The sequence below is a fragment of the Streptomyces sp. NPDC002181 genome (assembly GCF_042890485.1).
Taxonomy (GTDB): domain Bacteria; phylum Actinomycetota; class Actinomycetes; order Streptomycetales; family Streptomycetaceae; genus Streptomyces.
This window is the reverse complement of record NZ_JBIASC010000003.1, coordinates 335,131-356,785: the sequence shown is the minus strand read 5'-3', so window position 1 is coordinate 356,785 and position 21,655 is coordinate 335,131. Positions and strand designations below refer to the sequence as shown.

The following is a 21,655-nucleotide window of genomic DNA, read 5'->3' as shown; positions in this document are numbered from 1 at the left end:
GTCTCCTCAGTTGGCCGGCGCGGCGGCGACCGGGCGCGGCAGCCAGCGCTGGTGCACCGGCGCGGCGGGCTGCCGCAACAGCTCCAGGCGCGGCGGGACCCGGTCGGTGCGGGCGGCGGGCGGTCTGCCGCTCCCCGCCTGCCAGCCGGGCGCCCAGGGCGCGGCGGGCCCGCGGTAGCCCTGGGCGGCCGCGGCGTGCAGGGTCCACAGGGGGTCGTGGAGCTGGGCGCGGCCCACCCCGCAGAGGTCGGCCCGGCCGGCCAGGATGATCGAGTTCACGTCGTCGTACGTGGAGATCGCGCCGACGGCGATGGTGGGCACTCCGGTGGCGTTGCGGATCAGGTCGGCGTACGGGGTCTGGTAGCTGCGCCCGTAGCGGGGCCGCTCGTGGGCGACGACCTCGCCGGTGGAGACGTCTATCCCGTCGGCGCCCGCGTCGGCGAGGGCCCGGGCGATGACCACGGCGTCGGCCTCGCCGAGGCCCCCCTCGGCCCAGTCGGCCGCGGAGATCCGCACGAGCAGCGCCTTCCCCGCGGGCCACACCTCCCGTACGGCGCGCAGCACTTCGAGCGGGAAGCGCAGCCGCCCGGCGAGGTCGCCGCCGTACCGGTCGGTGCGCAGGTTGGTCAGCGGCGAGAGGAACCCGGACAGCAGGTGTCCGTGCCCGTACTGGAGTTCCAGTACGTCGAAGCCGGCCCGGTCGGCGCGCCGGGCCGCCCGCACGAAGTCCCGTACGACGAGGTCCATATCGGCCGCGGTGGCCTCGCGCGGGACGGGGCTGCGCTCGTCCCAGGCCACGGCGGACGCGGCGATCGGCGGGGCGTCGCCGACGGCGGCGCGGCGGCCGGCGTGGGTGAGCTGGATGCCGAGGCAGGTGTCGGACTGGCCGTGGACGAAGTCGGTGGTCCGCCGCCAGGCGGCCTCCTGCCCGTCGGTGTACAGGCCGGGGCAGCCGGGGGTGGCCCGGCCTTCGGCGCTGACGGCGGTCATCCCGGCGAGGACCAGGCCGGAGCCGCCGAGGGCCTGGGTGCTGAGGTGCACGAGGTCGAAATCGCCCGGTACGCCTTCGCGGGCCGTGCCGAGGGCGGTGGGCGGCACCACCACCCGGTTGCGCAGGAGCAGTCCTCCGAGCGGGAAGGGGCGGAACATCGGAGGCACGGGGGCGGAGGAGTTGACGGCGGCCGTGAACTCCTCGTCGCGCACGCGCAGGTTGTCGTACGTGACGCGGCGGCTGCGGGTCAGCAGGTTGAAGGCGAACTGCGGCGGCTCCTGGGCCGTGTAACGGCCGATGTTCTCGAACCATTCGAGGCTGGCCTGGGCTGCGCGCTGGGTGGATTCCACCACCGGCCGGCGTTCGGCCTCGTACGCCGCGAGCGCGCCCGTCACGTCCGGATGCTCGTGCAGGCAGGCGGCCAGGGCCAGGGCGTCCTCCATGGCCAGTTTGGTGCCGGAGCCGATCGAGAAGTGGGCCGTGTGGGCGGCGTCGCCGAGCAGGACCACGTTCTCGTGCCGCCAGGTGCGGTTGCGCACGGTGGTGAAGCGCAGCCACTTGGAGTTGTTGGGGAGGAGCCGGTGGCCGTCCAGATGGGCGGCGAGCAGTTCCTCGCAGCGGCCGATGCTGTCGAGATCGCTGGTGCCCGGCGGGTGGTCGCGGTCCGCGAACTCCGCGAAGCCCGCCCGCCGCCACGCGGCCTCGTCCATCTCCACGATGAAGGTGGAGCGGGTGGAGTCGTAGGGGTAGGCGTGCACCTGGAGGGTGCCGAAGTCCCGCTCCTCGACGAGGAAGGTGAAGGCCTCGAACACCTTGTCCGTGCCCAGCCACATGTAACGGCCGGAGCGCTCGTCCAGGTCGGGCCCGAAGACGTCGGCGTAGGCGGCGCGCGTGGCGGACCGCACGCCGTCGCAGGCGACGACGAGGTCGTACGAGGCCGCCAGCTCGGCGGCGGGCGGCGACTGCGTGCGGTAGCGGACGTCCACGGCGAGTGCGGCGCAGCGCTCCTGGAGGATCCGCAGCAGCTGCTTGCGGCCGAGGGCGGCGAAGCCGTGGCCTCCGGAGGTCAGGGTCCGGTTCCGGTGGGTGACGTCGATGTCGCTCCAGCGGGCGAACTCCGCCGACATGGCCGCGTAGATCCCGGGATCGGCCTGCGCGATGCCGTCGAGGGTCTCGTCGGAGAAGACGACCCCGAAGCCGAACGTGTCGTCGGGGGCGCCCCGTTCCCAGACGGTGACCTCCCAGTGGGGGGAGAGCTGCTTGGCCAGGGCTGCGAAGTACAGCCCGCCGGGCCCTCCTCCGATGACTGCTACGCGCACGGCGTACCTCCTCGTGGTTCCGGAACAACATATGGCGTAGATTTGGCGACCGTCAACAATGCTCAACATCCCTCGCGGGGGAAGCGAGGAGCTCGGGCGCCTGCGGGCCCGATTTCGTCAGCACCTCGCGCACGTCGGCGGGCCAGGGGGTGGTCCCGGTCGCGCGGGCCGCGGAGTGGGCGATGACCATCCGCCCGGAGGCGGCCTCCACGCCCTCCTCGCCGGTGACGGTGAACACGTACGTCAGGGAGCTGGAGCCGACCTTGGCCACGCTCAGCTCGATCCGCACGGCCTCGCCGAACCAGAGCCGGGCCCGGTAGTCGGCTTCGAAGTGCACGCGCGGGGTGCTGCCGAAGAGGTGCGCGAGACCGAGGCGGCGCAGCAGCACGGCTTCGGCCGCTTCCACCCAGCGCACGACGGTCGAGTGGTGGTAGTGGCCGGCCGCGTCGGTGTCGGGCCATTCGACGCGGCGCTCGACGACCACGCCGGGGAGGCGCGGGACGAGGGCCTCGGGGCAGCCGGCGGCGCAGCCGGGGTCGGTCTCGGCGGTCGCTCCCGCAGGCACTCCCGCAGGCACTCCCGCAGGCACTCCCGCGGGCACTCCCGCGGGCACTCCCGCGGATGCGGCGGAGGCCCGGGCCCACTCGCGCAGCTCGCCGCGCCGGAGCTTCCCGTTGCCGGTGCGCGGGAGCTGCGCGACGAACTCGACGGCACGCGGGTACTTGTACGGGGCGATGGCCCCCTTGACGTGGGCCTGGAGCTCCCGCACCGTCGCCTCGTCCGCCGGGACCCCGGCGCCGAGCACGACGTACGCCTTGACCAGCATGCCGCGCCGCTCGTCGGGCGCGCCGACGACCCCGCACTCCTCGACGTACGGATGGGCGGCGAGGGCCTTCTCGACCTCCGGGCCCGCGATGTTGTAGCCGGAGGAGACGATCATGTCGTCGCTGCGGGCGACGTACCAGAAGTAGCCGTCCGCATCACGGATGTAGGTGTCGCCCGTGATGTTCCAGCCGTTCCTGACGTACGCCGCCTGGCGCGGGTCGGCGAGGTAGCGGCAGCCGGTGGGACCGGTGACCGCCAGCAGGCCGGGCTGTCCGTCGGGGACGGGGTCGCCGTACTGGTCGACCACTGCGGCGCGGAACCCGGGTACGGGGCGGCCCGTGGCACCGGGGCGGATGTCCTCGTCTGCCGCGGAGATGAAGACGTGCAGCATCTCGGTGGCGCCGATGCCGTCGATGATGCGCAGCCCGGTGGCGGCGTGGAACTCCTCCCACACGGCGGCGGGCAGCGCCTCACCGGCGGACACGCAGCGGCGCAGCCCGGCCAGTCGGCCCACCGCGCCGGCCGCCATGATCGCGCGATAGGCGGTGGGCGCCGTGAACAGGACGGTCACGCCGTGCGCGTCGACCAGGTCGGCCAGTTGCTCCGGGGTCGCCTGCTCGATCAGCAGGGTCGCGGCCCCGACGTGCAGCGGGAAGACCACGAGCCCGCCGAGGCCGAAGGTGAAGGCGAGCGGCGGCGTGCCCGTGAACACGTCGTCGGCGCGCGGCCTCAGCACGTGCCGCGAGAACGTGTCGGCGTTGGCGAGGACGTCGCGGTGGAAGTGCAGGGTCGCCTTGGGCCGCCCGGTCGTGCCGGAGGTGAAGGCGATCAGCGCCACGTCGTCCGCGGCGGTGGGGACGGTGGCGAACACGCCGCTCTTGGCCGCGCAGAGCGCGGTCAGGTCAGCGACGCCGGCGCCGCCGTACGGGACGACGGGCAGCTCGGCGGGGCTCCGGGCGGCCGCCGTCGCGAGCTCGTCCATGTAGCGGTGGTCGCAGAGGGCGACGGTGGGACGGCTGATCTCGCAGAGCTCGGCGAGTTCGGCGGCGCGCAGGAGCGGCATCGTCGTGACGGCGACCCCGCCCGCCTTGAGGACGCCGAACCAGGCGGCCACGAGCCAGGGGTTGTTGGGGGCGCGCAGCAGGACGCGGTTGCCCGGCACGAGGCCGAAGTCCTCGGTGAGCACCTGGGCGACCTGGTTGGCGCGCCGCTGGAGTTCGCCGTAGGTCCAGCGCTCGGTCGGGGTGAGGAGGCACGGGCGGTCGGGGCCCCAGCGCTCGACGGCATCGTCGAGCAGGCGTGCGGCGCAGTTGAGGCGGTCCGGATAGTCCAGTTCGGGGAGGTCGAAGTGGAGTTCGGGCCAGAGGGGGAAGGCCGGCAGCCGGTCTCTACAGAAGGAGTCGGCGTGCGCGGAAGGGGAGAGCTCCATGGGGCGGCACCTCAATCAGGGAGCAGCGGGGGAGATGCATGGAAGTTATCTCGATAATTTTGCGTCCGTCAACATTGCTCGATATTTTTGTGGACGCCGAACCCTCCCCGGCCCTCCCCCGGACCTCCCCCGAGCCGCCGCCAAGCCGCCGCAGAACCGCCGCCGGACCGACTCCGAGCGGGCTCCGGGACGCGTGCGGACGGGGTCAGGTGACCGGCAGGAACACCCGCACGGCGGTGCCGAACTCGTCCGCCACCACGCGGAGTTCCCCGCCCGCCTCGGCCGCCAGCAGCTGGACGATCAGCAGCCCGCGGCCGCTTTCGGCATCCGGGTCCACCTCTGCGGCGGGATCCGGCAGCAGGGGCGGGCGGGCTCCCCGATCGGCGACCTCCAGCCGCAGCCGGCCCCCGTCGAAGGCCAGCCCGACCCGCATCCGGCCGCCTGCGGCGGCGTGCTGGACGACATTGCCCGCCAGCTCGCTCACGGCCATCAGCAGGACGTCCGCCACCTCGGCGGAGACCGGCCAGCCCGCCAGCACGGCCCGGACGCGGGCCCGCAGGATCGGGACGGCCGCCGGGGTGGGCTCCGCCACCCAGTGGGCGAAGCCGCGGACGCGGGGCGAAGCCGGGGCGGCGACGGCCCGGGGGCTCGCGGGGGTGGCGACGGCCGGGGCGCTCGCGGGGGCGGCTGCGGCTGCGGCGCCCGCTTGGGCGGGGAAGGCGACGGTGGTGAGCATGACGTGCTCCCGGAAGGGGAAGGCGACGCCCGCTGTGAGTGTCTCGTGTGACTACCTGGGAACTCAGATGCTCCGTGGGCTTGTGGTCAGCGGAAACGCGTCGCTAGAGTTGTGATTACACGTGTAACACGCTAAGCCTCCCCCGGTGCCCGCGCAAGCATTTCGGACAAAACGTTACGAAGCCTGGGCCGCCCGCACCGGACCCGCCGGCCGCCGAGGCCGCACACCGAATTGGGAAGAGCTCAATGACGCAATCTCCCCCGGCCGAGTTCGACATCGCCGACATGACCTGGCCGCCCCCGCCGTACCAGCAGCCCGTGCCGCCCGTGACCGGCGCCGACGGCATCCGCCGCTTCGACGGGATCACGTACGCGACCACCCCCGGCTACCGTCCGCGACTGCTCGACGTGCAGCTCCCGGCGGGCGAGGGCCCGTTCCCGGCGGTCGTCTGGATCCACGGCGGAGGCTGGCTGGACGGCGACCGCCGCTACCCGCCGCCGACCGTGCCGGCCGCCCTGCTGCACGGCGCGGTGCTCGGCGCCGGACTCGCGCTCGTCTCCATCGACTACCGGCACAGCCTGGAGGCCCCCTTCCCGGCCCAGCTGCACGACGTCAAGGCCGCGATCCGCTACGTGCGGCAGTTCGCCCCCGCTCTCGGCATCGACCCGGACCGGATGGGCGTCTGGGGCGAGTCGGCGGGCGGCCACCTGGCCGCGCTGGCCGGCCTCGTCCGCCCCGGCAGCACGGACGCCGAGACCCTGGCGGCGCTGGAGGGCTCCCACGGCGTCGGTTCCGGCGACACCGGGGTCCTGGCCGTCGTCGACTGGTACGGGGTCCACGACCTGCCGGCCCTGGCCGCGCACCCGCTGCCGATGCCGACCGGCGCCGAGTTCCCCGACCCGTACGCCGCCCTGCTGGGCGTTCCCGCGGCCGAGCAGGCCGAGCCGGCCCGGGTCGCGAGCCCGGTCACGTACGCCGTGCCCGGCTCGAACCCGCCGCCGTTCCTGCTGATCCACGGAACGGCGGACGGTCTCGTCCCGTACAGCCAGAGCGAGACCCTGGCCGAGGCGCTGACGAACGCGGGCGGCGAGGTGACGCTGAAGCCGGTGGTGGACGCCGACCACATCTTCCTCGGCTCCCCCGACATCCCCGCCATCGTCGCCGAGAGCGTGGCCTTCCTGGCCCGCCACCTGGGCGCGGGGGCCTGAGCTCCCTCCCGGTTCCACTGATGTCCCACCGTGGGGGCGCGGCGCGGCCGCGCCCCCACGCGTACGTCGAAAGGCATTCATGTCCCGGCACACACTCGCCCCGGCCGCCTCCCCCGCGACCCTGACCGGGGCGGCGGACCGGCGCCGCCGCCCCGGCATCCTGCTCCTGGCCGTACTGCTGCTCGGCACGGCCGCAGCGCTGGCCCTCACCGTCCGCGCGGACATCGTGAACCCGCCGTTCCAGGGCGCGGACGAGCGATGGCTGGACTGGATGGGCGGACCGCACGAAGGGTTCCCCGCAGCCGTCGCGGCCGTCCTCAACTGGTTCGGCGGCCCGCTGGGCATCGTCGTACCGCTCGCACTGCTGGTCTTCCTGCTCGTTCGAAGACGGTGGGTCTCGGCGGGCTTCCTGCTCGGGGTCTACCTGGCGGGCAGCATGGCGGTGGTGCAGGGGCTCAAGCACCTGGTGGACCGCCCGCGCCCGGCGAACCCGATGGTCCGCGTCGACCACGGCTCCTTCCCTTCGGGCCACGCGGCGGGCGCCGCCCTGCTCGTCGTCCTGGTCGGCGTCCTGCTGGTCCCGGCCGCGCGGCGGCGGGCCTGGTGGACCGGGGGCGCCGTGTTCACCCTGGCCATGATGTGGAGCCGCACCTGGCTGCACGCCCACTGGCTCAGCGACACCCTGGCGGGCGCGGCGGCCGGCGCCGGGACCGCGCTGCTGGCGTGGTGGGCCTTCTCCCCCGCGCTCGCCCGCGAACACGACCGCAACCGCAACCGCAGCAGCAGCCGCAGCCGCCCGGCCTAAGACGTTGCTTCTTTGGGCGTGGTCGTTCGTTGGACCGTGCATGACGGATCTGGTCGAGCGGTTGGTGCCGGACGAGTTGTGGGTGCTGTTCCAGCGGGTGGTACCTCCTACAGAGGCCGTACGCCCGCAGGGCGGCGGCCGGCGTCGAGCTGGTGACCGCGAAGCCTTGGCCGCGATCATCTTCGTGGCGACCTCGGGCTGCACGTGGCGGCAGCTTCCACCGGTGTTCGGCCCGAGCTGGCGGACGGTCTACCGACGCTCCACCGCGTCATCCTCGACGAACTCGCCGCCCGCGGGGAACTCGACCGGCCACGCTGCGCGATCGCCTCCGTCAGCATGCGGGCTGCAAAAAGGGGGCCTCTGACGGGACCTGATCCGACCGACCGAGGCAAGTCGGGATCGAAGACTCATCTGCTCACCGACCCGAACGGGCTGCCGCTGTCGCTTGGTATCTCGGCGCGAACATGCATGACAGCCAAGGCCTTGAACCGCTCGTGCCGGGCATCCCGCCGATCCGCTCACGCCGCGGCCCACGGCGGCGACGACCGGCGAAACTACATGCCGACAAGGGCTACGACTTCGATCACCTGCGTCGATGGCTCCGCAAGTCCCGGCCCGTCGACTGCCGTCGGCTCCACCGCCGCTACGAGCGCTAGCCCGAACACTTCCTCGCCTTCGCCGGCATGGCCGCAGCCCTCATCTGTCACCGCGGACTCGTCCGCGCGGACGAGCAGGAACAGTCAGCGTGAGGCCCCGACACTGGCGACCCAGACGCCGAACGGCACGATCTCCGGCTCGGTCCCGGTCTTCACCGAGGCGCTCTGCACGTCGTCCAGATCCGACCAGGCTATGGAGTTTGACTGGCAGTCGGCCAGAAAGCTCTCGACGACCGGACCGAGGTCGTCGGAAGCCACATAGGCGCCGCTGAACGGCAGCGCATCCGGGGGCACAGAACCGGTCGAGCACCGAAGCCGCCCGGCCTGTTCGTCGTGCCACACGTAGAACGTCGCCACGCCGGGAAAGCCCAGATCGCGAATGCGTTCCCGGATGGCGGCAGCAGTCCGCTCGAAGGCGGCCACCACCGCGGCGACGGACAACGACCTCCTGTCCTCGTCCGCCGTACTCAGCGACCAGGTGTTGGTCTCCCACTCCACCCGCCGGTCAGCCGGCTCCAAGACCAGGGGCTCGGCCGCCACCTCAGCAATCCACGTCAACAGCACCACAGCAGTATCCTGCACAGCCCGGCCCACGAGGCACCGAAAGAAACGATGCCTAAGCCTTGCTCTCGGCGCGGCCCTCTCCGGCCATGAACCGCCAGACCAGGGCGTGCCCCAGGACGATCAGTCCGATCAGCAGCAGGGCTTCGGCCTGGATGGGGCGCAGTCCGATGTGGCCGGCGAGTTCGGGACGGGCGCCGACGACGGCGATGAGGGCGTACAGAAGTGCGGCGCCGGCCTGCTGCCGGGTGACGAAGCGGTCGCCCCGGGAGCGGGCCAGCAGCCGCAGGGTGCACGCACAGCCGACCGCGGAGAGGGCGACGAAGGCCGCCCGCCAGATCTGCGGCTGCCCGGTACCGCCGATCTGCGCGAAGAGACCCATCAGGGCCGGCAGCAGGAAGGAGAGGTAGATCCCGCCGACGACGCGCCGCAGCGAGGGGTCGCTCATCCAGGCCGCATGGCTCTGGACGACGTTCCACCACAGGCCGACCAGCGTGAAGCAGGTGGCGGAGAAAAGGGCGTAGAAGGCACTGACATCCATGGACCACGAGGGTGGCAGCGGGTCCGGGCGCGGTGGGCGCTACACGCCCTGACCCGCCCCGGCCGCGCCGGAACGGCCTACGCGCCGCCGTCGGCGCGCGCGGCGGCGCACCCGTCCGTCAGGAGGTGGCGCGGTGGACGAGGAGGGCCTCCACGGCGGGGACCGGGGGCGTCGTCCCCGTCTCGATCAGCTCGTGCAGGGCGTCGGCGACCCGTGCCGGGGAGGGGAGTTCCAGGCGGACCGTGGTGAGGGGCGGCTCCTGGAGGGCGGAGAGGACCAGGTCGTCGGAGCCGACGATCGCGACCTCGTCCGGTACCGCGACGCCCTCGGCCCGGAGTGCGTGCAGCAGCAGCGCCGCGTACTCGTCGTTGTACGCGAAGACGGCGTCCAGGCCCAGGCTCGGCCAGCGCCGGGCGAGGGCCGTCGCGGACTCCCTGGTGTACGCGAGCTCCACCGGGGCCACCGTCGCCATGTGCCGGGCCGCGACCGACTCCGCTCCGGCCAGGCGCGGGAGGGCCAGGGTGCCGAGGCCGCGCTCCTGGGGCAGGACCACGCCGATCCGCTTCCGGCCCCGGGCGATGAGGTGCTCCGCGGCGGCGGCGCCGATGTCCGCGTGGTCGAAGCCGATGGTGTGGACGCCCGGCACCGGACGGGCGGCGAACGCGAGCAGGCCGCGCACTCCGGCGCGGCTCAGCAGTTCGGCGGCCTGGGCGGTGAAACGGTCGCCGTCGAGGGCGACGACGGCGGCCGGGCGCAGCTCGGCCCAGGCGCGGGCGGCGTCGAGCGGATCCGCGAAGCGGCCCGCGTGCAGGACGGTCGTGTAGCCGCGCCGGTCGAGCTCGCTGTGCAGGTCGTCGACCCAGTCGCTGACGAGCCGGCCGATCGCCGAGATCGAAGCGGGCATCAGGACGAGGTTGCTGCGCCCCGCGCGCAGGGACCGGGCCGCGGCGTGCGGTACGTAGCCGAGCTGCCGGGCCGCGTCGAGCACTCGCGTGCGGGTGCTCTCGCTGACCCGGTGGCCCGGGGTGTCGTTCAGCACGAAGGACACGGTGGCGCGTGACACCCCGGCCAGCCGGGCCACGTCCGCGCTGGTGATCGACACGGGTGGCGCGGGACTGCTCGCCACCTTGGCCTTGGACTCCCTGGGCATGGTCCTCGGTGCTCCTCGGGTCGACCGTCACCGCTTTCTCCCCAGGTTACACGAGTTAGATCATTCGGCCCCGCGGGCTTCGTGCAGACGGCGCGAGGCCCCGGCGAGGTCGTCGAGGGCGGTGACGGCCGCGTCGAAACGCATCGTGGTCCGCGTCCGCGCGTCGTACGGGGGCCACTGCGGCATGCCGGGGTGGTTCGGGTCGCCGGTGCGCACGAAGGCGATCCACGCCCGGTGCATGGTGCGGGCGAGGCCGTCGCGTACGGCCGGGGCGAGTCCGGCGAGGAAGGGGGCCTCCGGCCACTGCTCGAAGTTGTCGAAGACGAAGGGGAGTTCGAGGCAATGGGCGGCGCCGAGACGGCCCTCGTACGCGGCGGCCTGAAGGTCGAACTGGAAGGCCCAGACGGGGTGCTCCGAGCCGGCGCGGGCCTCGGCCAGCCCGACGGACGGGACGCGGAAGAGCTCGTCCGTGATCAGGTCCATGAGGACGTCGGCCGGACGGGCGCCGGGGCGGGCCGCCTCGTACGCGGCGTAGACCCCGGGCGCGGCCTCGGCCCCGAAGGTCTCCGCGATCCGCTCGGTCACCTGCTCCCGCGTGGCGGCGGCGTACCCCTCGTCGAGCGCGAAGCCGAAGTTGGCCTCCTCGCGGGTCCAGCCGATCATGACGTCGATGCCGGCCGCCGCCCCGTGCAGCAGGGCCTCGGCCGGATGGCGCGCGAGGGTGACCCCGTCGACGACGGGCAGGAACGGCGTCGGCCAGTGGCCCCAGCGCCCCGTGAGGGCGAACAGGCCGCCCGTCGCGCCGATCAGCGCCGGCCAGGGCAGGGCCCGCAGTTCCTCCGCGGTCTTGGCGCCGGCCAGTTCCCGGAAGGCGGCGGTGCGCTCGCGGTAGGCGTCGGGGCCGGGGAGGTCCAGCCCGAAGGGCGGGCTCTGCAGGATCACCCGGCGGATCATCCCCTCGGCTTGCGGGTGCCCGGCGAGGGCGGCGGTGGAGACGGCACCGCCGGACTGGCCGGCGACGGTGATGCCGTCGGGGTCGCCGCCGAAGGAGGCGATGTTCTCCCGCACCCAGTACAGGGCGGCGAGCTGGTCGGAGAGCCAGGGATTGGCGGCCTCGGCATCCTCGTCCGGGGAGAAGTAGCCGAGCGGACCGATGCGGTAGTTGATGCCGACGAAGACCAGGTCCCCGTCGCGCGCGAAGCTCGCGCCGCCGTAGCCGGGCAGCGATCCCGATCCGGAGACGAAGCCGCCGCCGTGGATCCACACGAGCACCGGGCGGCGGGCGCCGTCGGCCGCGGGGGTCCAGACGTTGAGGGTGAGGCAGTCCTCGTCGAAGGGGGGCGATCCGTGGCCCCCGAGGACCGGGTCGCCGCCCTCCCGGTACATCTGCGGGGCGCTGGGGCCGTCGGCGCGCGCGTCGCGCGTGCCGCTCCAGCCGGGGTGCGGCCGGGCGGGTCGCCAGCGCAGGTCACCGACCGGGGGTGCGGCGTACGGGACGGCCCGGAAGACGGAGAGCCCGTCTTCGGCCGACCCGCGCAGTCGTCCTGCGGGGAGGTCGACCACGGGCGGAGGGGTGCGGTGCTCGGGGTGTGCCATGAGGCCCTTCCTTCGTCGTTCCGGGGGCCGGCGGGTGCGGTGGACGCGACGCCGGCCCCGGTCACGAGAGTATGGCGAATATTGGACGACCGTCAATGATTCTCGATACGGACGAGGTCCGGCGACCTCACAGCCACAGGCTGCCGGCGGCCATGCGCTCGGCCTCGGTCCTCAGCAGCGGTTCGAACGCCCTCCACAGCAACATGCAGCTGCCCGCGCCGGCCAGCGCCCCGGCGACGGTGTCGCTGAGCCACTGGGCGTGCAGCCAGGTGCGGCTGAACATCATGAGGCCGACGTACAGCGCCGCGAGGAGCCACCACCAGCGGCGGGCGCGCGGCGGGAACACCAGGACTCCGGCCGCGAACACCAGGGTCACGGCGCTGAACACCTGCCCCGAGGGGAACGAGCCGTCCGTGACCAGGACCCACGGATGCGGCGGGCGGGGCCGGTCGACGAACCCCTTGAGCGGGAGCACCACGAGGACGTTCGTGAGGATGCCGGAGGCCAGGGCGAACAGCGCCGACCTCCAGCGCCCGTAGACGCAGAGGCAGCCGACCAGAACGAGCGGCAGGATCGTGCCGAGCGGGCCGCCGAGCCGGTCCAGCACGGTGGCGAAGCCGGTGAAGCCGTCGGCGCGCGAGCTGTTCAGGGACGCGGCCCAGCGCTCGTCCAGCCCCTGGAAGAAGGGGCGTCGGGCGGTGGCGACCAGGAGGCCGATCAGCAGTGATCCGAGGAGGAGGGCGGCTCCGACGGCGCCCGCGCGGCGGGGCGGAGCCGCGGGGAGGTGGTGCCGGGGAGCGGGGATCAGGGAGTTGGACGCGTGGTGCGCGGGCGGGGGGCCGTACGGGGGACGTGACATGACGGGCCTTTCACGGTGGCCTCCCGCAGCGGTGGGGACACGCGGGGAGCAGTCAGGCGCAGGCGGGGGAGGGCTTCACGGGCGCGGGGAGCGCAGGCAGGGCCGGGAGCACAGGCCGGGGCCGGGGCCGGGGGCCCGGGCGGGGAGGCCGGCCGCGGGCTCTTCGGTGAGCGGCGGCGGGAATCCTCGCGGTGCGGCACGGAGTATTGCGGATGAGTGACCGCCGCCACAAGCACAAGATGGATTCCGGACACGTTTGCCCTGCTCAGTGGCCTCGAAGGGGCGGTTACACGTCTTCGCATGGCGTACCACCCGTCCATCACGATCCGCTTACCGCCCGCGCTCAACCTCTGGCGGGGCTCCGAATTGGGTGCTACACAGTGTCCAAGCGCCGAAGGTGACACGTGTAACAACATCACGTGAATCGTCATCGCCTGCCGGGCCACCCCCCGGGCGCCGCCACACCCGTCGAAGCCGCAGGTCGCGCCCCCCTCCCCCGCGCCGCACCTCCGCACCCCTTCTCGCTCCGTCCCCCGAGGAGTCGTCATGGCCCAGAACGAACTCATCGACCCGCCCGCCCAGGCGGACCCGGAACCTCCCCGCCAGCGCGCGCTCCTGCCCCTGCTGCTGGTCGCCAACTCCGCCCTGCTGGCCGTCTACATGGGCGTCGGATCGATCCTGCTGCCGACCCAGGTCGCGGAGATCGACCCCGCGAACAAGGTCGCCGTACTCGGGGTGATCGGCGGGATCAGCGCGGTCTTCGCGACCGCCTTCAACCCGATCGCCGGCGCCCTCTCCGACCGCAGCGGCCGCCGCAACCCCTGGATCCTGGGCGGCGCCTTCGCCTCGCTCGCCGCACTCGCCTTCGTCGGGTACGCGACCACCGCGCTGCTCGTCGGCATCGGCTGGTGCCTCGTCCAGGCGACCATGAACGTCTACCAGGCCGCGGTCACCGCGATCGTCCCCGACCGGGTGCCCGTGGCCCGGCGCGGCACCGCGTCCGCGCTGGTCGGACTGGGCCTGCCGATCGGCGGCACGGTCGGGGTGCTGATCGCCTCCGCGACTGCCGAGCACCTCACCACCGGATACCTGGTCTTCGGCGGGATCGTCGCCGTCTCCGCACTGCTGCTCACCACCCTGTGCCGCGACGTCCCGCGCACCGGCCCCGCCCCGGCCGCCGTCTCGAAGCGGGCCCAACTTGCCGCGTTCCTCTCGGCGTTGGCGAACCACGACTTCCGGTGGGCGTTCATCGGCCGGGCCCTGATGGTGCTGGGCTACTTCTCCGTCGTCGGCTACCAGCTGTACATCCTGGACGACCACATCAGCCTGCCCGACGGGCTGACCCCGCCCGCCGCGATGGCGGTGCTGACCCCCGTGTCGATGATCGCGATGGCCCTGTCGACCGTGGTCGGCGGGATGCTGTCCGACCGGTGGGACCGGCGCAAGGTGTTCGTCGGCGTCTCCGCCGCCCTCGCCGGGCTCGTCATGGTGGTCCCGGTGATCAGTCCGACCTGGACCGGCATGCTCGTGTTCAGCGCCCTCAACGGGCTCGCGTTCGGCTGCTTCATGGCCGTCGACACCGCGCTCGTCACGCTGGTCCTGCCCCGGGCCGAGGACGCCGCCCGCGACATGGGCGTCCTCAACATCGCCAACGCCGGACCGCAGATCATCGCGCCCTTCGTGGCCTCGGCCGTCGTGACCGCCCTCGGCGGGTACACCCCGCTCTTCCTCGTCGGCGGCGCCCTCTCCCTGATCGGCGCGCTCGCCATCCTCCCGATCCGCAGCGTGCGCTGACCACCTGCCGATCCCCCGCCCGGACCACCGCCGCTTCCCGCATCCGCCGGCGGTCCGGGCCCCGAGTTCCGGCGGGCGCATGCCGAGGGTCGTGCGCCCGCCGGTCCCCACCCCACACCCTCACCGCACCTCAGCGCACTTTCGCCTCCTCCCCTCCCCTTCCAAGGAGCCCTCTGTGAGACGCAAGCGAGTCCTGCCGCCGACCGTGCTCATCCTGTGCACGGCCGCCCTCGCGGGCACGGCCCCCGCGGTCGCCTCGCCGCTGACCGCGCCCGCGCGGACGACGGCAACTCCCGCTGCCCCGCTGCGCATCCTGCTCACGAACGACGACGGCTACAACGCGCCCGGCATCCGCAAGGCGTTCGAGCGCCTGACCGCCGCCGGGTACGACGTCACCATCGTCGCCCCGCTCACCAACCAGAGCGGCACCGGCACGAAAATGATGAGCGCCCCCGCCATCGCGGTGAAGCACCCCGAGCCGAAGGTGTGGGCCGTGGACGGCACCCCCGGCGACTCCGTGCTGTTCGGCCTCTCCGAGGTCTTCCAGGGCCACGCCCCCGACCTGGTGGTCTCGGGCACCAACTTCGGCCCGAACGTCGCCGGTCTCGCCACCCACTCCGGTACCGTCGGCGGCGCCGTCGCCGCCCTGGAGAGCGGCGTCCCGGCCATCGCGCTGAGCACCGGCGGCCTGGCCGTCCCCGACCCCACCGCCACGGTCAACGCGATGGGCCCCACCATGGACTTCGCGGTCAGGCTGATCGACCGGCTCCGCACCCGGGCGCGGTCCGGACCGCTGCTGCCCAAGGGCGTCGGCCTGAACGTGAACCACCCGGTCGTCGGCACGGACGGCAAGGGCACCGCCGCGGGTGTGGCCGCGACCTTCCAGGACCCCCAGGCCCCCCTCCAGCCGGACTTCACCGACTCCGGGGACGGCACCTGGAAGGTGGACGTGCGGTTCCGCCCGCAGCCGGCCGCCAGGGGCGGGGACGTGGAGGCGGTGAACGCCAACAAGATCGCCATCAGCCCGATGAACGCCGACTGGAACACCGGACCGGCCGACTTCGCCGTCACCGCGGCCCTGATCGCCGGACTCCGCCCGTGAGCCGGGCACGTCCGGGCGGGGCGCGGTCGCTGCTCACCGCGGCGTGCGCGGTGGCGGCCCTGCTCGCCTCGTCCCTGCTCGGCTCGGCGCTCCCCGCCGCGGCGGCCGCGAAGGCACCGTCCGGCGGATCCCCGGGCCCCCGGGCCGCCGTCGCGCAGGGCGCATTGCGCGGACAGGATCACGACGGGGCCCAGGAGTTCCTCGGCGTTCCCTACGCCGCTCCCCCGGTCGGTGGCGCCCGGCTGCGCCCGCCGCAGGAGCCGCGCCGCTGGACCGGGGTCCGCGAGGCCGTCCGGCAGGCCCCCGCGTGCCTGCAGTTCTCGCCCTTCGGGCTGGGCGACCCGGCGGCCGTCAGCGAGGACTGCCTGTACCTCGACGTGTACCGGCCCGCCACGGCCCGGGCCGGGGCCCGGCTGCCCGTGATCGTATGGCTGCACGGGGGTGCGTACAGCCAGGGTACGGGCACCCAGTTCGGCGGCCGCACCATGGCGGATCTCACCGGCAGTGTCGTCGTGAGCATCAACTACCGCCTGGGTCAGCTCGGTTACCTCGGGCTGCCCGAGATAACCGGGCAGAACGCGCAGCATTCCGGCTCCTTCGGGCTGATGGACCAGCTGGCGGCGCTGCGCTGGACCCGGCAGAACATCGCCGCGTTCGGCGGGAACCCGGGGAACGTCACGGTCTCGGGGCAGTCCGCGGGCAGCGGTTCGGTCTGCGCGCTACTGGCCGCGCCTTCCGCGGCCGGACTGTTCCACCGGGCCGTGCTGCAGAGCGGGCCGTGCACCCTGCTCCGTACGCCGGACGGCGCACGGGCCGAGTCCGAGGCGCGGACCTTCGCCGCGGGCGCGGGCTGTACCGATGCGGCCGGGCTGGCCGCGTGCCTGCGCTCCGCTTCCGGGGCTGCGCTGGTCGAGGCGGCCCGTACGGTGCCCACCTCGGGTCCGGCGTCCGGTGACGGGCTGCTGCCGGTCGATCCGGCGACGGCCATCGGGAGCGGGCACTGGAACAAGGTGCCGGTGATGATCGGGAGCACCCGGTCCGAGGCGCGGCTGTTCGTCGCGCTCACGCAGCCGCACCTGACGCAGGAGCAGTACACGGCACAGGTCCTGGCGGGGTACGGGGCCGCCGGGCCCGAGGTGCTGGCCCGGTACCCGGTGTCGGCGTACGGGTCTGCGTACCTGGCGCTGTCGGCGCTGATGACGGACTCGACGTTCGCGTGCCAGACGGCGTGGACGGCGCAGCTGTTCGCCGAACAAGTTCCCACGTACGTCTACGAGTTCGACGACCCGCGTTCGCCGACGCTGTACGGGGCGCAGGTGCCCGGCCTGGACGAGTCGAACGCACACAGCGCGGAGCTGGCGTACCTGCACGACTTCACCATGGGCGAGCGGCCGCTGACGGCCGACCAGGTGGCCCTCGCGACGCGGATGAAGCGCTACTGGGGCGCGTTCGCGCACCACGGGGCTCCCGTGGTGCCGGGACAGACGGCGTGGCCGACCAGCGGTTCCGGTTCCGGGGCCGCGGTCCTCACCCTGAACCCCACCGCGACGCGGACGGGCACCTCGTTCGGGTCGGACCACCAGTGCGCCTTCTGGCGGACCCAGCCGCCCCGGCCGCTCTGACCGGCCGAAGGCGGCCGCGGCCCGGGATCCCGACGGTCCCGGGCCGCGGCCCCGGTGGTGCCCCCTCGCCTCCTCGCCCCCACGCCCCCGGGCCCCCGGGCGCGGGTCAGGCGCGGCAGCGCAGCATCGCGAGCGGCGGGTACGTGAGCAGGTCCGCCCAGAACTCCTTGCCGAACTCCCGGATGCCGGCGTCGGACACCTCCAGCGGGACCCAGTCGATCTCGCTGAACCCGGCCGCCCCCAGGCAGGTTTCGTAGGCCTCGCGGCGCGGGGCCGAGGAGACGATGGTGATCGGCTGCGGTTCGAGGAGGGCGGTGACCCGCACGCGCCGACCCGTCTCGATCTCACCGGCCGGCTCGCAGCGGAACCCGTACGTCTCCAGGGACGGACAGTCGAACCGGTAGTCGGGGTTCTGCGCGAGCACGAAGAACTCCCCGCCCGGCACGAGGCTCCGGTGGATGTTGCGGCACATCCGCTCCATCGTGGCGAGGTCCTCGGCGTAGTTGAGGCACTGCACCCCGAGCGCGAGGTCGAAGCGCGGTTCGAGGGGCGGCAGTTCTGCCACGTCGCCGACCTCGTAGCGCACGCCCAGCGGTTCGCGCCGCTCGATCTCCCGCGCGGCGGCGATCATCTCGACGGAGATGTCGACGCCCAGGACGTCCGCGGCGCCGCGCCGCCTGAACTCCCGGCTGTAGAAACCGGTTCCGCACGCCAGGTCGAGCACCGACCTGCCGCGCACGTCCCCGACCAGGCCCAGGAAGCTGGGCACCTCCCCGTACCGCATCATCGGCAGGGACTTGAACCCCTCGAACGCCTCGCCGATCTCGTCGTACTGCTGTCCGCTCATCGTGCCGTCCTCCCCGTGGTCCGTCTTGGCCGGCAGTCTCACCGAAATCCGACGGGCCCCCGTACTGGCAGAACACACAAAGATCCGGATGCCCTCCCGGCTCCCCGTACGGGTGGGCTTCATGCGCTCCCGGTACGGGCCTTGCGGCGGCGGAGGGTGAACAGGGCCGCCACGAGGACGAGGAGGACGGCCCCGACGGTCAGCAGCCAGGCCGGGATCCCGCCGACGGTGAGCAGTTCGCCGTGGTAGATCACCTTGCGGTACGGGGTGTCGGCGGCCGCGGCGCGCAGTTCGTGGTCGCCGTCGATGCGGGCCGGCTCCGGGAACTCCTGGTCGATCGCGGTCAGGAACGCCGGCTTGCCCCCGGTGAGCTCGGCCAGGCCGCCCTCGGGAGTGACCTCGCCCGCGAAGGTGACCTTCGGCTCGGCACCGCCGATCGGGGAGGCGGGCTCCATCCGGTGGTCGGCCAGTACGTACAGGCCGAGCGACTGCGGGGTCCTGGCCAGCCGGGACAGCCGCATCGGGTAGACCAGCCGCTCGCTGTCGAAGCGGATCTTCAGCGGGTCGAGGGCGCCCTTCAGTGTCTTGCCGGGTTCGCGGGGCGCGAGCCGTACGGCGACGTACTCCCACTTCTGGTCCACGTACGGCTTCAGCTCGGTGGAGAGCCCGTCGGGCAGTTTGAAGCCGTTGGCCTCCAGCCACGTGCGCAGCGCGTCCGGGTCGGTCGCGGTCAGGCGCGCGACGTCGAAGTCGCCGAGCTGCTCACGGCCCACGACTCCGACCGCGGAATCCGCCGCTCCGGGCAGCGCGGCGCCCACGGAGTCGCCCGTGGTGGCGGAGAAGGGCCAGTCCCGGTCGCGCGGCCAGAAGTAGCCGCGCGTCTTGTACTCGGGCCGGGTCAGCCAGGTCAGCTGACGGAACATCTCCCCGTCGCCCAGCTCCACCGTCGCCCGCCCCGGCACCGGCATGATCCATGCCGCCCGCCGGGCGTCGCCGCGGACCACGAACCGCATCACGATCTGTTCCGTACGGCCGTCGAACCGCACGACGGAGGTCTCGCGTTCGACGCCGATCCGGGCGTAGCCCTCTGGGATCATCGCCCCGCAGCCGCACGCGTACGCCGGGCTGATCAGCGATCCCAGCTGCGTCGCGAGCAGGGCGAGCAGGAGGGCCGCGATTCTTCGTTTCATCCACACGGGGTCTCAGACGAAGGCCCCCGTGATCCGGTTCCGGCCACCGTCCGCGGCCGGATCCGGGCCCTGGTCACAGGCCCGTTCCGACTCGCGGAACCCCCTGGTCAGGCCGGTTCCCGATCCCCATACTGCTCGCATGAGAGGGACGGACAACACGCCGCGCACCAGCCCCCTGGTGCCCGAAGCGGTGGGAGCGCAGATCGGCCGGCACGACTGGGAGGCGATCGTCTGCGGCTGCGGCCGCGGCGCGGGGCATCTCGTGGACACCCTGTGGGCGGCGGCCGAGGGGCATCCCGCCGCGTTCCGCGCGCTGGAGGGCCACGCCTTCCTGTCCGGCCGCCTGCACCCGCCCGCTCCCGCGGTGTGCGGGGTGCTGATGGCCGTGTGGTCGGCGGGCCCGCCGCGGCTGGCCACCCGCGAGGCGCTGCTGTGGACCCTGCTGTCCCTGCTCGGCACGGAGGACGACGGGTCCTCGCACGAGGCCGGGCTGTACGGGCAGTGCGCGGCGTTCGTCCGGGCCGGCCTGCCCTCGCTGCGCCACGCGGCGGCCACCGCTCCCGGCACCCCGACGGCCGCCTACGTGGACGGAGTCGTGGAGCTGCTGGGCCTGGGCTCCTGAGCCGCCCGGCGGTCCTGGCGCGGAACGCCCGCGCCAACGCCCGCGCCGAGGCAGGTCCGCAGCAGCTCCACGGTGACGTCCTCCAGGGACCGCGCGAAGGTGCGTACGGGCGAGGCCGGCACCTCCAGCAGCGACGGGACCACCAGTACCGCGCACCCGGCGGCCTCCGCGGAGGCCGCGCCGTCGGGCGAGTCCTCCACCGCCACGCAGTCCCGTACGCCGGCGCCGAACCGCTCGGCGGCGCTCCGGTAGGGGTCCGGGTGCGGCTTGGTCCGGTCCGTGTCGTCGGCGGACAGGGTGAACGCGAACGGCACGTGCGCCAGTGAACCGCCGACGACCGAGTCGACGACCAGCCGTGGCGAGGCGCTGACCAGGGCGAAGGGCACGCCCTCCGCTTCGAGGGCGGTCAGCAGCCGCTGGGCGCCGGGCCGCATCGGCGCCCCGGCCTCGACCCGGTCGAAGAAGTCCGCGGTCAGGGCCGCCGCCACCTCGGACGGGTCTCCCCCTCCCGAGACCCGTACGAGGTGGGCGGCGGTGTCCTCCACGGCGCGCCCGACGACCTCCGGTGCGTCCGCGCCCGTGAGTTCGTGCCCGAGGCCGCGCGCGATGCGCTCGGTGGAGCGCCACCACAGCACCTCGGTGTCGACGAGGGTGCCGTCCATGTCGAACAGGACGGCCGCGAGGCCGCTCACGCGGACCGGGCCACGACGAGTACCGGGCGCTCGGTCAGGCCGACGGCGGCCAGCGCACCCGGCGCCAGCTCGCCCGCGTCCCGCGAGGGCAGGTCCGCCTTGACGGAGGTGCCGCCGGGCAGGTCGAGGTGGAGCCGGGTCACGGCGCCGAAGAAGGAGGCGGCGACCACGGTGGCCGTGCCCTCGGGGTCGGCGGTGGCGGTGACGTTCTCGGGCCGGACCAGCACCTCGACCTCCCTCGTGGCCGTCGGGACGGGGCCGTCGACGGGCAGCCGGGCGCCGGCCACCTCCACCAGGCCGGAGTCGGTGATCCGTCCGGGCAGCCGGTTCATGGTGCCGACGAACTCGGCGACGAACGGCGTCGCGGGGCGCTCGTACAGCTCGGCGGGGGCCGCGCACTGCTCCAGGCGGCCGGCGTTCAGGACGGCGACCCGGTCGGCCATCGACAGCGCCTCCTCCTGGTCGTGCGTGACGAACACGGTGGTGATGCCGAGGGAGAGCTGGAGCCGGCGGATCTCGTCGCGCAGGTTGGCCCGTACCTTCGCGTCGAGCGCGGAGAGCGGCTCGTCGAGCAGCAGGACGCGGGGGCGCAGGGCCAGGGCGCGGGCGAGGGCCACGCGCTGCTGCTGGCCGCCGGACATCTGGTGCGGGTAGCGGTCGCCGTGGTCGGGCAGGCCGACCAGGTCGAGGAGTTCGGCGGCCCGCTCGCGTCGCTGGGCCGCCCCGACCTTGCGGACGCGCAGGCCGAAGGCCACGTTGTCGCGGGCGCTGAGGTTGGGGAAGAGGCTGTACGACTGGAAGACCATCCCGGCGTCGCGCCGGTTGGCCGGTACGCGGGTGATGTCCTGGCCGTCGACCAGGACTTCACCCGCGTCGGGCTGCTCGAAGCCCGCGACCACGCGCAGGGCGGTGGTCTTTCCGCAGCCCGACGGGCCGAGCAGGGCGACGAGTTCGCCCGGCTCGATGGTCAGGTCGAGCCCGTCGAGGGCGACGGTGGAGCCGAACGCCCGCCGCAGTCCGCGGAATTCGACCCGCGCGCCCGGCGCGGGGGCCGTGCGGTCATCGGAGCCCTCGGAGTGCCGGGCCGCGGGAAGGGTGGTGGACATGGGG

17 protein-coding genes and 3 pseudogenes are annotated in these 21,655 nt (G+C 73.6%); 7 read left to right on the top strand and 13 right to left on the bottom strand.

From position 1 onward, the window contains the following. Positions 1 to 6: 6 nt before the first annotated feature. The 4 genes and pseudogenes from ACFYXV_RS11000 to ACFYXV_RS10985 all read right to left on the bottom strand — a co-directional run bounded on the left by ACFYXV_RS11000 (position 7) and on the right by ACFYXV_RS10985 (position 5,300). Positions 7 to 2,310 (bottom strand): FAD-dependent monooxygenase, encoded by a 2,304-nt coding sequence (locus tag ACFYXV_RS11000; protein ID WP_389382676.1) that lies wholly within the window; start codon positions 2,308 to 2,310, stop codon positions 7 to 9. Positions 2,311 to 2,362: 52 nt separating this feature from the next. After that, positions 2,363 to 2,737 (bottom strand): annotated as a pseudogene (locus ACFYXV_RS10995) (acyl-CoA thioesterase); the annotation flags it as partial. Positions 2,738 to 2,947: 210 nt separating this feature from the next. Then, positions 2,948 to 4,564 (bottom strand): annotated as a pseudogene (locus ACFYXV_RS10990) (AMP-binding protein); the annotation flags it as partial. Between the two features lie 205 nt (positions 4,565 to 4,769). After that, the gene (locus ACFYXV_RS10985) at positions 4,770 to 5,300 is read right to left on the bottom strand and encodes an ATP-binding protein (protein ID WP_389382675.1); all 531 of its coding nucleotides are present in this window, start codon (positions 5,298 to 5,300) and stop codon (positions 4,770 to 4,772) included. A 245-nt stretch (positions 5,301 to 5,545) separates the two neighbouring features. Here ACFYXV_RS10985 and ACFYXV_RS10980 point away from each other — a divergent pair, with 245 nt between their 5' ends. From ACFYXV_RS10980 to ACFYXV_RS10970, 3 genes and pseudogenes are all read left to right on the top strand, one after another. Next, positions 5,546 to 6,508 (top strand): alpha/beta hydrolase fold domain-containing protein, encoded by a 963-nt coding sequence (locus ACFYXV_RS10980; RefSeq protein WP_385470652.1) that lies wholly within the window; start codon positions 5,546 to 5,548, stop codon positions 6,506 to 6,508. Between the two features lie 79 nt (positions 6,509 to 6,587). Beyond that, a complete protein-coding gene (locus ACFYXV_RS10975) occupies positions 6,588 to 7,313 on the top strand; it encodes a phosphatase PAP2 family protein (RefSeq protein ID WP_389382674.1) in 726 nt (241 codons plus the stop codon). 40 nt (positions 7,314 to 7,353) lie between these two features. Then, positions 7,354 to 8,062: pseudogene (locus ACFYXV_RS10970) on the top strand (IS5 family transposase). Here ACFYXV_RS10970 and ACFYXV_RS10965 read toward each other — a convergent pair. The 5 genes from ACFYXV_RS10965 to ACFYXV_RS10945 form a co-directional block, all read right to left on the bottom strand. Then, positions 8,054 to 8,536: a hypothetical protein gene (locus ACFYXV_RS10965; RefSeq protein WP_389382673.1), complete on the bottom strand. Its 483-nt coding sequence runs from the start codon at positions 8,534 to 8,536 to the stop codon at positions 8,054 to 8,056. The pseudogene ACFYXV_RS10970 and the gene ACFYXV_RS10965 overlap by 9 nt on opposite strands. Before the next feature lie 49 nt (positions 8,537 to 8,585). Further along, positions 8,586 to 9,071 (bottom strand): hypothetical protein, encoded by a 486-nt coding sequence (locus tag ACFYXV_RS10960; protein ID WP_389382672.1) that lies wholly within the window; start codon positions 9,069 to 9,071, stop codon positions 8,586 to 8,588. Between the two features lie 118 nt (positions 9,072 to 9,189). Continuing rightward, positions 9,190 to 10,221: a LacI family DNA-binding transcriptional regulator gene (locus tag ACFYXV_RS10955; protein ID WP_385470660.1), complete on the bottom strand. Its 1,032-nt coding sequence runs from the start codon at positions 10,219 to 10,221 to the stop codon at positions 9,190 to 9,192. 60 nt (positions 10,222 to 10,281) lie between these two features. Beyond that, entirely contained in the window at positions 10,282 to 11,817 is a 1,536-nt protein-coding gene (locus ACFYXV_RS10950) for a carboxylesterase/lipase family protein (RefSeq protein WP_389382671.1), read from the bottom strand. Between the two features lie 127 nt (positions 11,818 to 11,944). Further along, a complete protein-coding gene (locus tag ACFYXV_RS10945; protein ID WP_389382670.1) occupies positions 11,945 to 12,676 on the bottom strand; it encodes a phosphatase PAP2 family protein in 732 nt (243 codons plus the stop codon). A 546-nt stretch (positions 12,677 to 13,222) separates the two neighbouring features. Between ACFYXV_RS10945 and ACFYXV_RS10940 the strand changes: the two genes are divergently transcribed. The 3 genes from ACFYXV_RS10940 (at position 13,223) to ACFYXV_RS10930 (ending at position 17,194) form a co-directional block, all read left to right on the top strand. Next, complete coding sequence (locus ACFYXV_RS10940; protein WP_383350394.1) at positions 13,223 to 14,470, top strand: MFS transporter; 1,248 nt, start codon at positions 13,223 to 13,225, stop codon at positions 14,468 to 14,470. 175 nt (positions 14,471 to 14,645) lie between these two features. Further along, positions 14,646 to 15,572, top strand: a complete 927-nt coding sequence (surE, locus tag ACFYXV_RS10935; RefSeq protein ID WP_385470666.1) for a 5'/3'-nucleotidase SurE — start codon at positions 14,646 to 14,648, stop codon at positions 15,570 to 15,572. Then, on the top strand, positions 15,569 to 17,194 hold the full coding sequence (locus ACFYXV_RS10930) for a carboxylesterase/lipase family protein (protein ID WP_389382669.1): 1,626 nt from the start codon (positions 15,569 to 15,571) through the stop codon (positions 17,192 to 17,194). The genes surE and ACFYXV_RS10930 overlap by 4 nt, the downstream gene beginning before the upstream one ends. A gap of 106 nt (positions 17,195 to 17,300) precedes the next feature. Here the strand turns inward: ACFYXV_RS10930 and ACFYXV_RS10925 are convergent, their stop codons facing one another. Beyond that, positions 17,301 to 18,041, bottom strand: a complete 741-nt coding sequence (locus ACFYXV_RS10925; RefSeq protein WP_389382668.1) for a class I SAM-dependent methyltransferase — start codon at positions 18,039 to 18,041, stop codon at positions 17,301 to 17,303. Positions 18,042 to 18,160: 119 nt separating this feature from the next. Beyond that, on the bottom strand, positions 18,161 to 19,231 hold the full coding sequence (locus tag ACFYXV_RS10920) for a DUF2330 domain-containing protein (protein WP_385470672.1): 1,071 nt from the start codon (positions 19,229 to 19,231) through the stop codon (positions 18,161 to 18,163). Positions 19,232 to 19,370: 139 nt separating this feature from the next. Here ACFYXV_RS10920 and ACFYXV_RS10915 point away from each other — a divergent pair, with 139 nt between their 5' ends. Further along, positions 19,371 to 19,853: a hypothetical protein gene (locus tag ACFYXV_RS10915; RefSeq protein ID WP_385470674.1), complete on the top strand. Its 483-nt coding sequence runs from the start codon at positions 19,371 to 19,373 to the stop codon at positions 19,851 to 19,853. Here ACFYXV_RS10915 and ACFYXV_RS10910 read toward each other — a convergent pair. Continuing rightward, positions 19,811 to 20,545, bottom strand: coding sequence for an HAD family hydrolase (locus ACFYXV_RS10910; RefSeq protein ID WP_389382667.1), 735 nt, complete (start codon positions 20,543 to 20,545; stop codon positions 19,811 to 19,813). The genes ACFYXV_RS10915 and ACFYXV_RS10910 overlap by 43 nt on opposite strands. Further along, positions 20,542 to 21,651, bottom strand: a complete 1,110-nt coding sequence (locus ACFYXV_RS10905) for an ABC transporter ATP-binding protein (RefSeq protein WP_389382666.1) — start codon at positions 21,649 to 21,651, stop codon at positions 20,542 to 20,544. Before ACFYXV_RS10905 ends, ACFYXV_RS10910 begins: the two co-directional genes overlap by 4 nt. Positions 21,652 to 21,655: the final 4 nt, after the last annotated feature.

Coding starts and splice junctions, on each gene's coding strand:
- ACFYXV_RS10985 (WP_389382675.1), bottom strand. CDS start 5,300: ATGCTCACCACCGTCGCCTTCCCCGCCCAAGCGGGCGCCGCAGCCGCA.
- ACFYXV_RS10980 (WP_385470652.1), top strand. CDS start 5,546: ATGACGCAATCTCCCCCGGCCGAGTTCGACATCGCCGACATGACCTGG.
- ACFYXV_RS10975 (WP_389382674.1), top strand. CDS start 6,588: ATGTCCCGGCACACACTCGCCCCGGCCGCCTCCCCCGCGACCCTGACC.
- ACFYXV_RS10960 (WP_389382672.1), bottom strand. CDS start 9,071: ATGGATGTCAGTGCCTTCTACGCCCTTTTCTCCGCCACCTGCTTCACG.
- ACFYXV_RS10955 (WP_385470660.1), bottom strand. CDS start 10,221: ATGCCCAGGGAGTCCAAGGCCAAGGTGGCGAGCAGTCCCGCGCCACCC.
- ACFYXV_RS10950 (WP_389382671.1), bottom strand. CDS start 11,817: ATGGCACACCCCGAGCACCGCACCCCTCCGCCCGTGGTCGACCTCCCC.
- ACFYXV_RS10945 (WP_389382670.1), bottom strand. CDS start 12,676: ATGTCACGTCCCCCGTACGGCCCCCCGCCCGCGCACCACGCGTCCAAC.
- ACFYXV_RS10940 (WP_383350394.1), top strand. CDS start 13,223: ATGGCCCAGAACGAACTCATCGACCCGCCCGCCCAGGCGGACCCGGAA.
- ACFYXV_RS10925 (WP_389382668.1), bottom strand. CDS start 18,041: ATGAGCGGACAGCAGTACGACGAGATCGGCGAGGCGTTCGAGGGGTTC.
- ACFYXV_RS10920 (WP_385470672.1), bottom strand. CDS start 19,231: ATGAAACGAAGAATCGCGGCCCTCCTGCTCGCCCTGCTCGCGACGCAG.
- ACFYXV_RS10915 (WP_385470674.1), top strand. CDS start 19,371: ATGAGAGGGACGGACAACACGCCGCGCACCAGCCCCCTGGTGCCCGAA.
- ACFYXV_RS10905 (WP_389382666.1), bottom strand. CDS start 21,651: ATGTCCACCACCCTTCCCGCGGCCCGGCACTCCGAGGGCTCCGATGAC.